The sequence below is a fragment of the Limnohabitans sp. Bal53 genome, from assembly GCF_003063355.1.
GTDB lineage: Bacteria > Pseudomonadota > Gammaproteobacteria > Burkholderiales > Burkholderiaceae_C > Limnohabitans_A.
Genome location: NZ_NESH01000004.1, coordinates 132,023 through 144,431, shown reverse-complemented (window position 1 = coordinate 144,431; position 12,409 = coordinate 132,023). Strand labels below are relative to the sequence as shown.

10 protein-coding genes are annotated in these 12,409 nt (G+C 61.6%); 6 read left to right on the top strand and 4 right to left on the bottom strand.

Going from position 1 to position 12,409, the window contains the following annotated elements; genetic code table 11:
- Positions 1-87: 87 nt before the first annotated feature.
- The gene (locus B9Z50_RS12005; RefSeq protein ID WP_108364960.1) at positions 88-1,854 is read right to left on the bottom strand and encodes an acyl-CoA synthetase; all 1,767 of its coding nucleotides are present in this window, start codon (positions 1,852-1,854) and stop codon (positions 88-90) included.
- Positions 1,855-1,867: 13 nt separating this feature from the next.
- Between B9Z50_RS12005 and B9Z50_RS12000 the strand changes: the two genes are divergently transcribed.
- Entirely contained in the window at positions 1,868-2,794 is a 927-nt protein-coding gene (locus B9Z50_RS12000; RefSeq protein WP_233249847.1) for an alpha/beta fold hydrolase, read from the top strand.
- Between the two features lie 227 nt (positions 2,795-3,021).
- On the opposite strand, the gene B9Z50_RS11995 is transcribed toward B9Z50_RS12000, so the two are convergent.
- Entirely contained in the window at positions 3,022-4,863 is a 1,842-nt protein-coding gene (locus B9Z50_RS11995; RefSeq protein ID WP_108364661.1) for a DEAD/DEAH box helicase, read from the bottom strand.
- A gap of 335 nt (positions 4,864-5,198) precedes the next feature.
- Between B9Z50_RS11995 and B9Z50_RS11990 the strand changes: the two genes are divergently transcribed.
- The 3 genes from B9Z50_RS11990 (at position 5,199) to ettA (ending at position 9,234) form a co-directional block, all read left to right on the top strand.
- Complete coding sequence (locus tag B9Z50_RS11990; RefSeq protein ID WP_108364956.1) at positions 5,199-6,206, top strand: tripartite tricarboxylate transporter substrate binding protein; 1,008 nt, start codon at positions 5,199-5,201, stop codon at positions 6,204-6,206.
- A gap of 96 nt (positions 6,207-6,302) precedes the next feature.
- Positions 6,303-7,436, top strand: a complete 1,134-nt coding sequence (locus B9Z50_RS11985; protein ID WP_233249846.1) for a 3'-5' exonuclease — start codon at positions 6,303-6,305, stop codon at positions 7,434-7,436.
- 136 nt (positions 7,437-7,572) lie between these two features.
- The gene (ettA, locus tag B9Z50_RS11980) at positions 7,573-9,234 is read left to right on the top strand and encodes an energy-dependent translational throttle protein EttA (RefSeq protein ID WP_100117650.1); all 1,662 of its coding nucleotides are present in this window, start codon (positions 7,573-7,575) and stop codon (positions 9,232-9,234) included.
- Between the two features lie 89 nt (positions 9,235-9,323).
- Here ettA and B9Z50_RS11975 read toward each other — a convergent pair whose 3' ends face one another.
- Together B9Z50_RS11975 and B9Z50_RS11970 are read right to left on the bottom strand one after the other, a co-directional pair.
- On the bottom strand, positions 9,324-9,689 hold the full coding sequence (locus B9Z50_RS11975; RefSeq protein ID WP_108364659.1) for an Hpt domain-containing protein: 366 nt from the start codon (positions 9,687-9,689) through the stop codon (positions 9,324-9,326).
- 63 nt (positions 9,690-9,752) lie between these two features.
- A complete protein-coding gene (locus tag B9Z50_RS11970; RefSeq protein WP_108364657.1) occupies positions 9,753-10,631 on the bottom strand; it encodes an NUDIX hydrolase in 879 nt (292 codons plus the stop codon).
- 133 nt (positions 10,632-10,764) lie between these two features.
- Between B9Z50_RS11970 and B9Z50_RS11965 the strand changes: the two genes are divergently transcribed.
- Entirely contained in the window at positions 10,765-11,676 is a 912-nt protein-coding gene (locus B9Z50_RS11965) for an SDR family NAD(P)-dependent oxidoreductase (protein ID WP_108364655.1), read from the top strand.
- 89 nt (positions 11,677-11,765) lie between these two features.
- A complete protein-coding gene (locus B9Z50_RS11960) occupies positions 11,766-12,392 on the top strand; it encodes a pyridoxamine 5'-phosphate oxidase family protein (protein WP_108364653.1) in 627 nt (208 codons plus the stop codon).
- Positions 12,393-12,409 lie beyond the last annotated feature (17 nt).

Genomic DNA, 12,409 nt, shown 5'->3' with positions numbered 1-12,409 from the left:
GTTGCATGACGCTTGGTCAACACCCTCACAGACAAGCACAGTGGGTCTTTCAGAACTGCGCCAGCAGGCTCACACCCCGCGGTCTTTTCAAACAGCTTGGGCCCTGGCTTCTTCCTGCAAGCGCAGCACCCGGCGCTGTACCTTGCCCGTGGTGGTCATGGGCAGTTGGTCAATGAATTCGATCTCTTTGGGGTATTCGTAAGGGGCCAACAAACCCTTCACATGGGCCTGCAGATCGCGGCGCACCGCGTCGTCAAAGTCAGCTTGCTGCACACCCGAAGGCCGGCGGGCATGCCAGTCGGGCGACAGCACCACATACGCCTTGACCACCGCACCCCGGTCGGCGTCGGGCTTGGGCACCACGGCCGCGTTCTGCACGGCTGGGTGTTTGACCAGGCAGTTTTCAATCTCGCCAGGTCCAATGCGGTAGCCCGCTGCTTTGAACATGTCGTCGGTGCGCCCTTGGTACCAAAGGTAACCGTCCTCGTCGCAGACGGCCACATCACCTGTGCGGCACCAGTCGCCTGTGTATTTGGCCTTCGTGGCTTTGTCGTTGTTCCAGTAGCCCAAGAAGAACACCGGGTCGGGCTGGCCGTGCACATCAAAGCGGTTCACGGCCACCTCGCCCGGCGTGCCGGGTGGACACAACCGGCCTGCTTCGTCGATGACCGCGACTTGGTGGCCCGGGTAGCCCTTGCCCATGCTGCCCGGTTTGGCGGGCCAAAGTCGCGTGCAATTGCCCACCACGTAATTGATCTCGGTCTGGCCAAACATCTCGTTCACCGTCACGCCCATCTGCTGCTGGACATAGGCAAACACCGCGTCACCCACCGCTTCGCCCGCACTCATCATGGCTTGCAGCTTCAGGCGGTAGCGGGCTTTCACATCGGGCACCGCCTTCATCATGGCTTTGAGCGCGGTGGGGAACAAAAACGTGTGCGTGACCGCATGGCTTTGCAAAATCTCAAAAGCCGTCTCGGGCGAAAAGCGACCGTTGAAGGCCACGATGGGCCGCCCAAAGTACAGGCTGGGGAGCAAAGCGTCCATCAAGCCTCCGGTCCAGGCCCAGTCGGCCGGTGACCAGAACACCGCTTTGGAGGCTTGCGCAGGCTTGAAGGGATCAAAGCCAAACCAATTTTGGCTACAGACAAAACCCGTCAGGTTGCCGATCAGTGCCCGGTGCGGGATGAGCGCGCCCTTGGGGTTGCCGGTGGTGCCGCTGGTGTAGATCAACACCGCCGGGTCTTCGGCCAGGGTGCTCACGGCCTTGAACGACCCAGCATGACTCGACACAGCCTGCGCGTAATCCACATCGGCCATCGCCCCCGCCTGTCCCACCCCGATCAGGGTTAAAAAACCGGGGCAGACGGGCCGCGCTTGCTGCAAAGCCTGCACGGTGGATTCGTCACACACCGCCACACGGGCCTGGCTGTCATTGATGCGAAAAGACAGTGCCTCGGGGCCAAACAGCATGGACAGCGGCATGGCCACCGCGCCCATTTGCAGCACCGCCATGTAGGCCACGGCGGTTTCAAAACGCTGGGGCAACACAATCGCCACCCGGTCGCCGCGCTGCACGCCCAGGCCCTGCAGCACGCGGCTTAAGCGGTTGGCGGCAGTTTGCAGTTGGCCGAATGTCCAGCTCTGGCCCAGACCATGGCCCAACACATGTTCCCGGATGGCCGTCCGGCGCGCCGTCGACGGCTGCGCAGCCCATTGCCCGCAGCAAGCCTGCGCCATGTTGAAGCGTTTGGGCACTTTCCAGCCAAAGCCCTGGTGGATAGCGGGATAACGATCGGCAGTGCCTTGAGCTGGTTTGGGGGCCTGGCGGTCCGGGTTGCGACTGACGCTCATCATGAGTCTCCTTATGATCGAAAGTATGTACCAAGTTCAACGCGAATCACAAAGCCAATGGGTGCCGCTGCGCGGCTGCCGCTTCCACGTCCGCCATTGGGGCAGCGCCCAAGCTGGTGCCACCCCCCTGGTTTTGGCCCACGGTTGGATGGACGTGGCCGCCTCGTACCAGTTCATGGTCGACGCCTTCAGCGAGGCTTTTGTCAGCCAGCGCCCCATCATCGCCATGGACTGGCGCGGCTATGGACTGACCGAGACCCCACCCACCGACAGCTACTGGTTTCCCGATTACCTGGCCGATCTGGACGCCCTGCTCGACGCGCTCTACCCCGGCCAAGCGATTGACCTGGTCGGCCACAGCATGGGCGGCAACGTGGTCATGATGTACGCGGGAACCCGCCCCGAGCGCATCCGCCGACTGGTCAATCTTGAAGGCTTTGGCATGGCCCCCACCCAGCCTGCCCAAGCCCCCACCCGGATGGCCCAGTGGCTCGATGAGCTCAAAGCACAACGCGCGGGCGACAACACGCTCAAGCCCTACCCCGACGCCGCTGGTGTGGCGGCCCGCCTGATGAAGACCAACGCCCGCCTGAGCCAGGACAAAGCCGACTGGCTGGCCCAACACTGGGCGCAACCAGGCCCCGATGGCCAGTGGCGCATTCTGGGCGACTCGGCCCACAAAGTGATCAACCCTTACCTCTTCCATGTTGAAGAAGCGCTGGCCATGTACCGCCGCATCCGCGCTCCCGTGCTGGTGGTGGAAGCCTCGGACGACTCGCTTAGCCAGTGGTGGAAGGGCAAATACACGCTGGCCGAGTTTCACGAGCGATTGAAGTCGGTTCCTCAATTGGAAACCGCCACGATCCAGGATGCTGGACACATGCTGCAGCACGACCAACCACAAGCGTTGGCAGCGCTGCTGGAAAACTTCTTGCGCTGAGACAATCTTCAAAACATGTGCGCTTGTCTGGCGTCAGCGCTTTGGACAGACTTCAGTTCATGCGTCCGCAGTAATGAAGTCCTAAGGCCTGCGGGTTAGACCCCAACGGTCCATTCCAATGACCGCAGGGGGTTCGAGGTCGCAAGAGATGACCTGAACAGAGATGCCAGCGGGCCCATGAAAAAAGCCTTTGAGCCCAAGCTCAAAGGCCATTCAACTGAAGCTGATCAGCGACCGAAGCCTCGGCCTCCGCCGCCGTTGCCACCACGGTTGCCGCCGCCGTAGCCACCACCACCGCCGCCTCCGCCATGACGGCGGCCACTGCTGGCCAAACTGTCGATGCTGGTGCGGGTCGGGTCGGGCTGACCGCTGGTGCGCACGGGCTTGCGGTTGGGCAAATCCAGACGCGCAAACTGTGTGGTTTTGAGAGGGTCGATGTGGCGTGGCAATTCGTCACCATCATCACGGCGACGGTCTTGACCACCACCTTGACCGCCACGGGCCGGGCCACGGCCTTCAGGGCGTGGGCCGCGTGGTGCGGGACGGCCTTGGCCGTCACCCCGGTTGTCAAAGCGCGGATCGCCACGCTGCTCCTGGCCACGACCACCTTCGCGGTTGCCGTCACGGCCACCTTCGCGGCGACCATCGCCCTGGCCTTCAAAACGCGGTGCGCCTTGTGGGCCGTTGCGGCGTGATGGTGGCGGAGCGTTGCGCGACGGACGGGGCTGGCCCTGACCTTCGGCGCGAGGTTGGCGTTGGCCACCACTGCCACCGCCGACCGCGACTTTGTTGTCGCGAATGCGTTGCATCATGTCCTGGCGTGCGGCCTTGGCAGCTGCGGCCATCACATCGCGGCTCGGGGGCTTGCCTGCGCCGCCCCACAAAGTCTGGCGACCCATGGCGATGGGCTCGGCCACTTCGCCTTGCTCTGGGCCAAAGCCTTCGAGCAACTGGACTGGAATTTCTTGCTTGGTGAAGCGCTCGATGTCCATCATGAAGCCTTCTTCGTCCAAACAGACCAAGCTCACGGCCTCGCCGCTGGCGCCCGCACGGCCTGTGCGGCCAATGCGGTGCACGTAGTCTTCCGACACGTTCGGGATTTCAAAGTTCACGACGTGTGGCAAGTCTTCGATGTCGATGCCGCGCGCCGCAATGTCGGTGGCCACCAAAGCGCGGATCTCGCCGCTCTTGAAACCGGCCAGCGCTTGCGTGCGGGCGGTCTGGCTCTTGTTGCCGTGCAGGGCCATGGCCTTCACGCCGTTTTTGGTCAGGAAGTCGGCCACATTGTTGGCGCCAAATTTGGTGCGGGTGAACACCAGCACCTGGCTCCAGTCGTGCTTCTGGATGATGTGCAACAACACGTCTTTTTTCTTGCTGCGGCCCACGGGGTGGATCACCTGGGTGATGCGCTGCACCGTGGTGTTGCTGGGCGTGACCTGGATGCTCTGGGGGTTTTTGAGCAGGTTGCCCGCCAACTCGCGGATCTCGTCGCTGAAGGTGGCCGAGAACAGCAAACTCTGCTTTTCTTTGGGCACCAAGGCCAGAACTTTTTTCACGTCGTGAATGAAGCCCATGTCCAGCATGCGGTCGGCTTCGTCGAGCACCAGCATCTCAACAGTGGACAAGTCCAGGAAACCCTGGCCCTGCAGATCCAACAGACGGCCCGGCGTGGCGACCAAAATGTCCACGCCTTTTTTGACCTTGCTGATTTGTGGGTTCATGCCCACGCCACCGAAGATCACGGTGGAGTCGAGCTTGAGGTATTTGCCGTAGTCGCGCACCGACTCTTCGACCTGAGCGGCCAATTCGCGCGTCGGCGTGAGCACCAAGGCGCGGATGGCTTTGCCGCCAAAGCGGTTTTTGCCAGGCTCACTCAGGCTCAGCTTGTGCAGCATGGGCAGCGTGAAGGCGGCGGTTTTTCCAGTGCCGGTTTGCGCACCGGCCAACAAGTCTTGTCCGGCCAAGACGGCGGGAATGGCTTGGGCCTGGATGGGCGTTGGGGTTTCGTAGCCGAGCTCGCGCACAGCTTGCATGATGGCCGGGGCCAGGTTCAATTCTTCAAAGTTCATTTTCGGAGCGCCATGTCCGGCGCTGGGTGTCGACTCAATCAACTGCTGTTGGCAGTGACCAGTGTGGGTCGACAAGTCTTAAGGTGGGCATGGAAACCGCAGGCGCTTGTTTTGAGCGTTGCCTGGGTCAGGCCCCAGCAGAAGTGCTGATGCTGGGGCAACTGGAGGCCTCAGCGGTTTGCATTGTCGCACAAAGCGCGCATGAGGCCTTTTATGTGGTCCCGGTGTGGTCGTTGTCGCTTGTGCGTCATGGGTTCAAACCCCAATTCAACCCCGACCGCAGCGGCCCTAGATTGAGCCCTCAAAGTCGCACAACAACCCCAGGGAGACAGCCCATGACACAACCATCCAAAACACCACGCCGCCAATTTTTGTTGGCCACCACCGTCCTGACCGCCAGCCTGAGCGGCATGGTTGTGGTGGGTCAGGCCCAAGCCCAAGCCGCACCGTGGCCAGCCAAGCCCATCAAGATCGTGGTGGCCTTTCCGCCCGGAGGCCTGACCGACGCCTATGCGCGCAACTATGGTGACTACCTGAGCACCCGATTGGGCGTCCCCGTCGTCATTGAAAACAAACCCGGCGCGGGTGCCATCATCGGCATCGACGCCGTGGCCAAGTCGCCAGCGGACGGCTACACCTTTGTCATGAGCACCTCAGGCACCTTTTGGCAAAACCGCATTCTTTACTCCAAGCTGCCTTACAACCTGGACAAAGACCTCACCCCCGTGACCGTGTTCCCTTCGGGGCCTCTGGTGGTGGGCATCAACGACAAGATCCCCGCCAAAAACATGGCCGAGTTCGTGGCCTGGGCCAAAAAGAACAACACCTCCATGGGCACGTATGCCCCAGGCTCTTACCCGCACATGGTGGCCGACCAGACCAACCGCCAGCAGGGCACCCAAATCCAGTCGGTGCACTACCGGGGCGAAGCGCCCATGTGGCTCGATGTGGCCTCGGGCCAGTTGCAAATCGCTGTGGGCAGTTTTCAGGCCTTCAATGCCGTGTCCACCCGGGGCGTGCGCGCCATTGGCGTGACGGGCAGCTACCGATCACCCAAATTGCCCGATGTGCCCACCCTCACCGAGCAAGGCAACACCGAAAAACTGGTCACCCTCGAGGGCGGTCTGCCGCTGGTGGCCCCAGCGGGCACGCCCGAAGCCGTGCTCAAACGCATGGCCGATGAAGCCGTGGCCTGGTCCAACACCGAACGCGCCGCCAAGCTGCGCGAAACCTTCGCCATTCCCAACAAACCCAAAAATTTGGCCGACACCCGCAAAGACTGGGAAGCCGAAGTGCCCGTGTGGATCATGTTGGCGGTGGATTTGGGGATCAAGCTGGACTGAGGTGCGAGCGCTCAAATTCTCCTCTGATAGGTCTTGCTTGGGCTTTGATGTGCCCGAAGTAGCGGTTTAATCTCGCCTATGAACAAAAGTGATCAGATGAATTTTTTCGGCTTTGAGCCGGGCGGAGTGGACAAGCCCAAAAAGACGGTACGTCCTCGGCTGGCCAAGCCGGTGGCGGCGCCCCCAGCCGCTGACCTGCACATCGCTGTGCCTGTCTCGCTCGCCGTGGGGGGCGCACCCACCTTGGCTGAAGCACCCGCCGAGCCCAGCCTGAAGCCGTCGCAGGCCGCCAGCAACTTGCCCACCCAGCCCGAGGGGCCGCATGCCATGACCGAACACGAAGCCATGGCCCAGGCGCTGGCGCAGCACCCAGACTTTCGCGTCTTGCGCCGCATGGTGCCTCACAACGACTACGGTGCTGTGAACGGGCAAGCCACGCGGCGCGTGATCGTGCTGGACACCGAAACCACCGGACTGGACAGCAAAAGCGAAAGCATCATCGAGCTGGCCATGTTGTCGGTGTTGGTCGATGCGGTCACGGGTGCGCCTGTGGGGCCGGTCAGCATCTATGAGTCGTTTGAAGACCCGGGCAAGCCGATTCCGCCGCAAATCACCGAAATCACGGGCATCGACGACAGCATGGTACAAGGCCAACGCATCGACGACGCGGCCGTGAACGCCTTGGTGCAAGCGGCCGATTTGGTTGTGGCGCACAACGCCGGATTCGATCGGCCTTTTGTCGAGGCGCGTTTTCCGGTCTTTGCGGGCAAGGCCTGGGGTTGTTCTTTTCAGGGTATCGACTGGAAGAAAGAGGGCAGCGGCTCGGCCAAGCTGGAGTTTTTGGCATCCGAGCGCGGCTGGTTTTACGACGCGCACCGGGCGCAGGTCGATTGCCATGCCCTGCTGCAGGTGCTGTCTTCGCCCCTGACCAACGGCCAGACTGGCTTGACCTGCCTGCTGGCCGGGGCGGGTCAGACCCGTTACAAACTGCGGGCCACGGGCGCGCCTTTTGAGACCAAAGACAAGCTCAAGGCCCGGGGCTACCGCTGGGATGGTGAGGCACGAGTCTGGTGGTGCAGTTTGGCGTCTGATACTGCGCTGGATGCCGAATGTGCCTGGCTACGGGCCGAGGTGTATGGCTCGCGCAGCGCCCGAGTGCAGCTCGAAGCACTGGACAGCTTTGTGCAGTTTTCCAGCCGATCGGGCAAGATGAGCGAGCGCACAGTCTGATTTTTTCATGCCCAGCCCGGCAAGCTGGGATAATGACGGGTTGCATTTGCTGCTGCTGCGCTCACATGCAGGACTGCGATGAGGAGCCGACGCCCTTGGGGTGATGGGTCTCTGCCTTTTTTATTCAGGTTTACACATGGCTCAATACGTATTTTCGATGAACCGGGTTGGCAAGATCGTGCCGCCCAAACGTCATATTCTCAAAGACATTTCCCTGTCTTTCTTCCCCGGCGCCAAGATCGGTGTGCTGGGCACCAACGGCTCGGGCAAGTCCACCTTGCTCAAAATCATGGCCGGTATCGACAAAGAGATCGAAGGCGAAGCCATCCCCATGGCGGGCCTGAAAATCGGTTATCTGCCGCAAGAGCCTGTGATGGACGCGGAGCAAACCGTGCGCGAGGCCGTCGAAAGCGGCATGGGCGAGGTCAAGGCTGCACAAGCCCGCCTGGAAGAGGTGTACGCCGCCTACGCCGAAGAAGACGCCGACTTTGACGCGCTGGCCGCCGAACAGGCCCAACTCGAAGCCATCATCTCCACAGCGGGTGACGCCTCAGAGCACCAACTCGAAATCGCGGCCGATGCGCTGCGCCTGCCGCCATGGGACGCCATCATCGGCAAGCTGTCGGGCGGTGAAAAACGCCGCGTGGCTTTGTGCCGTTTGCTGCTGTCGCGCCCCGACATGCTGCTGCTCGATGAACCAACCAACCACTTGGACGCCGAATCGGTGGACTGGCTGGAGCTGTTCTTGCAGCGCTTCTCGGGCACCGTGGTGGCGATCACCCACGACCGTTACTTCCTGGACAACGCCGCCGAGTGGATTTTGGAACTCGACAGGGGCTCCGGCATTCCTTACAAAGGCAACTACTCCAGCTGGCTGGAGCAAAAAGAAGCCCGTTTGGCCACCGAGCAGCGCACCGAAGATGCCCGCTCCAAGGCCATGAAGAAAGAACTGGAGTGGGCGCGTGCCAACCCCAAGGGCCGTCAGGCCAAGAGCAAGGCCCGTTTGGCCCGCTTCGAAGAGTTGAGCGACCACGAATACCAAAAGCGCAACGAGACGCAGGAGATCTTCATCCCTGTGGCCGAGCGCTTGGGTAACGAGGTGTTCGAGTTCAAAAACGTCAGCAAGTCCTTTGGCGACCGTTTGCTGATCGACAACCTGAGCTTCAAGGTGCCAGCGGGCGCCATCGTCGGCATCATCGGCCCCAACGGCGCCGGTAAATCGACCTTGTTCAAGCTGATCGCAGGCAAAGAGCAGCCTGACAGCGGTGAAGTCACCATCGGCCAGACCGTGAAAATGGCCTTTGTGGACCAGAACCGCGACGACCTGGACAACAACAAAACCGTGTGGGAAGACGTCTCGGGCGGTCTGGACATCATCAACGTCGGCAAGTTCCAGATGGCCAGCCGTGCGTATTGCGGGCGCTTCAACTTCAACGGTGGCGACCAGCAAAAGAAGGTCGGCATGTTGTCGGGTGGTGAGCGCGGCCGTTTGCACTTGGCCAAGACCCTGATCGAAGGCGGCAACGTGCTGCTGCTGGACGAGCCCTCGAACGACTTGGACGTGGAAACCCTGCGCGCCCTGGAAGACGCGCTGCTGGAATTCGCAGGCTCGGTCATGGTCATCAGCCACGACCGCTGGTTCCTGGACCGCATTGCGACCCATATCCTGGCCGCCGAAGGCGACAGCCAGTGGGTGTTCTTTGATGGCAATTACCAAGAGTACGAAGCCGACAAGAAACGCCGTCTGGGCGAAGAAGGCGCCAAGCCCAAGCGCGTGCGCTTCAAGGCTTTGAAGTAATCAGCTGCTGTGCACAAAACAACGGGCCCTTCGGGGCCCGTTGTTTTGGGGGTCAGGCTTGTCTGACCGGTGAGTAAATGTGGGAAGGGTCAGGCTGGGCTGTGCTTGCTCAGGTGATCGATCACTTCCTGGCGCAAAGCTTCCAGTTGCGGTGCCAGTTGGGCGTAGGCGGTGCTCAGCTCACTGGCCTCGGCATGCTTGCTCATGCCTTCGACCTGGACCACCAGCTCCACCAAGCTGTCCACACAAAACACGGGCGTAAAACCCTTGAGCTGGTGCAGGATGCGGTTGGCGGCGTAAACCTCTCCTTTGTCGAGCAACTCTTGCAGTTGGGGCAAATCGTCGCTGAGGGTTTGTTGCAAGGTCTTGAGCAGGGACAGCACGCCATTGGCATCACCAATGAACTCAATGGCCCGTTCAATGGACAAATAGATCGGCTGAGGTGTTTGGCTCATGGGACGAGTTTACAAGTGAATACAAAAATCACGTAAACAAATGAAACGTGTTAACTGCATATTTTAGTCAAGCAACGCGGCCAAGCCCAGATCGGGCTCAAAACGTTTGTTTTTGAACATCAACCGACTGGGGCCAGGAAAGGCTGCCTGCTTGACCGGGTGGCGCGGATCGCCCGGGTAGCAGATGGTGCGGATGCCGTCTTGGTCAAAAGGCTCGGGCTCGATGACCGGGGGACGGCGGCTTTGCGCCTCGGTCAGCACGCTTTGGGCATTCGGATGGCGGCTCAGGTGCACCAGGCTCATGATCTGGGGCGGGGCCAGCTCGATCTCGCGGTCCCAGTAGCGCACAAGGGCCTCACGCGGTTGGATCCAGAGGGCTTCCGTGGCCTCAAAATTGTCGTGCTCGGCCAGTTGGTCGTCGGGCACCTGGGTGACAAAAAACCGCGTGTCAAAGCGCTTGTTGGTCACAGAGGCCTGACGAGGCGTGATCCAGCGGCACCAAGGCAGCAGGGGTTCGGTGTGCAAGGCCAGGGCTTGCGCCGCAAAGGCCTCGTGCCAACTCTGGCCGCTGCGCAGGGCGTGCAGCAGCGCCTGCGCCTTGGTGTGCGCGTGCGAAGCGCAGCCCAGCAGCACCCGGCACTCTTCGTAGGCTTCGCGCATGGCGGCCACAAACAAGCCTGCAGCGCGTTCACTCGGGATGTCGGGCTCATTGAGCCTTTGGTGCAAGGTGGCACTGTCCTGGCTCAGACGCTGCAGCCAGGCCGAATTCTGGTCATCGGGGTCGAGTTTGCCGCCCGGAAAGACATAAGCGCCACCCAGCACGTTGGAAGCCTGATGCCTGCGCATCAGCAGCACCTGCAAGCCGCTCGGGCCATCGCGCAGCATCACCACGGTGGCGGCATCCAAGGGGGGGGCAGTCAAGATGGTGGTGTTCAGTTCCATGAGGATGTCAATCGGGTAACAGGCCAGGCCTTGGGGCTGGTTTAAAGTTCATGCAGAAGGCTGCGGGGTCATTGGGGCCAGATTAGCAGATGAAACAAGTCAGCCCCGTCATTCAATGTCACAAGGAAAACACATGAGCATCGATTTCAAAGGCCGCGTGGCCATCGTCACAGGCGCAGGCGGTGGTTTGGGCAAGCAGCACGCTTTGGCACTGGCCGCACGCGGGGCCAAAGTACTGGTCAACGACCTGGGTGGCGATGTGCACGGCGTAGGCGGCTCGGTGTCGGCGGCGCAGGCCGTGGTCGACGAAATCCGTGCAGCGGGCGGCCAAGCCATGGCCAACGGCGCATCGGTCACAGACTTTGAGGCCGTCCAAGCCATGGTCCAGCAGGCGGTAGACGCTTGGGGCCGGGTGGACATCTTGGTCAACAACGCGGGCATTTTGCGCGACAAGAGTTTTGCCAAGATGGAACTGGCTGACTTCAAGCTGGTGATGGACGTGCACGTCATGGGTGCGGTGCATTGCACCAAAGCCGTCTGGCCTCACATGCAGGCGCAAAACTACGGGCGCATCGTCATGACCACGTCATCGAGCGGCCTGTACGGCAACTTTGGCCAGGCCAATTACGGCGCGGCCAAAATGGCCTTGGCGGGTCTGATGCAAACCTTGTCGATCGAAGGCGAGAAGAACCATATCCGCGTGAACTGCCTGGCCCCCACGGCCGCCACCCGAATGACCGAAGGCCTGATGCCCGAGGCCGTGCTGCAAGCTCTGGACCCCAGTGCCGTGGTGCCTGCCATGCTGGTCATGGCCAGCGAAGACGCACCCAACCGCACCATCATTTGTGCAGGTGCCGGCAGCTTCGAGGTGGCCCACATCACCCTGACCCAGGGTGTGCATCTGGGCACTGGCCCGGACACCGACGAGCGCCTGCTTGCTGCCATGGCGCAAGTCACAGACCGCCTAGGCGAGACGGTGCCGCGCTCGGGCTCCGAGCAAGGGTCGCTGGAAGTGGCTAAGGCCATGAAAGCGCACGAGGGCTGATCAAGCACACCGTTGACCCCAGGTGCTCCATCACAAGCCGTCAATACCGGCGAGCCTCAAGTTTGCACTCGGCACGCAACAACCCGTCCATGCAACAGCATCACATCACCACCCTCCCCGCCCTGCGCCAGCTCTTCGGCCCCACCCGTGAGCGTGCGCGCAAAAAAGAAATCCCGTCGCTCGATCCGCATGCGACGCAGTTCATTGGCTTGTCGCCGTTTGTGGTGCTGACCAGCAGCGATGCAGACGGGCACATGGACGCGTCGCCTCGTGGTGGCGATGCGGGTTTTGTGAAGGTACTCGACGCGCAAACGCTGGTCTTGCCCGATGCGCCGGGCAACAACCGGCTGGACACGCTGGAGAACATCATCGCCACGGGCCACTTGGGCACTTTGTTCATGGTGCCGGGTTTTGACGAGACCTTGCGCGTCAATGGCCGTGCCGTGCTGTCCACCGACCCGGCTGACCTGGCACTGTGCACCGATGCGCGGCGCACGCCCGCGCTGGTGATCCGCTTGACGGTGACGTCGGTGTACCTGCATTGCGCCAAGGCGTTCATGCGCTCGCGCTTGTGGGAGGCCTCGCGCCACATCGACCGAGCGCAACTGCCCAGCATGGGCGAGATGCTGCGCGACCAGATCCGCAGCTTCAGGGGTGAAGAGATCGAGGTGGAAGCCCAAGCCGAGATGCTGGCGCGTTACCAGCAATCGCTTTGACCAAATTCGCATGCCCA

What these genes read in the sequence shown, in the direction of transcription:
- B9Z50_RS12005 (WP_108364960.1), bottom strand. Translation starts at nt 1,854, where the DNA reads ATGAGCGTCAGTCGCAACCCGGACCGCCAGGCCCCCAAACCAGCTCAA.
- B9Z50_RS12000 (WP_233249847.1), top strand. Translation starts at nt 1,868, where the DNA reads ATGATCGAAAGTATGTACCAAGTTCAACGCGAATCACAAAGCCAATGG.
- B9Z50_RS11995 (WP_108364661.1), bottom strand. Translation starts at nt 4,863, where the DNA reads ATGAACTTTGAAGAATTGAACCTGGCCCCGGCCATCATGCAAGCTGTG.
- B9Z50_RS11990 (WP_108364956.1), top strand. Translation starts at nt 5,199, where the DNA reads ATGACACAACCATCCAAAACACCACGCCGCCAATTTTTGTTGGCCACC.
- B9Z50_RS11985 (WP_233249846.1), top strand. Translation starts at nt 6,303, where the DNA reads ATGAATTTTTTCGGCTTTGAGCCGGGCGGAGTGGACAAGCCCAAAAAG.
- ettA (WP_100117650.1), top strand. Translation starts at nt 7,573, where the DNA reads ATGGCTCAATACGTATTTTCGATGAACCGGGTTGGCAAGATCGTGCCG.
- B9Z50_RS11975 (WP_108364659.1), bottom strand. Translation starts at nt 9,689, where the DNA reads ATGAGCCAAACACCTCAGCCGATCTATTTGTCCATTGAACGGGCCATT.
- B9Z50_RS11970 (WP_108364657.1), bottom strand. Translation starts at nt 10,631, where the DNA reads ATGGAACTGAACACCACCATCTTGACTGCCCCCCCCTTGGATGCCGCC.
- B9Z50_RS11965 (WP_108364655.1), top strand. Translation starts at nt 10,765, where the DNA reads ATGAGCATCGATTTCAAAGGCCGCGTGGCCATCGTCACAGGCGCAGGC.
- B9Z50_RS11960 (WP_108364653.1), top strand. Translation starts at nt 11,766, where the DNA reads ATGCAACAGCATCACATCACCACCCTCCCCGCCCTGCGCCAGCTCTTC.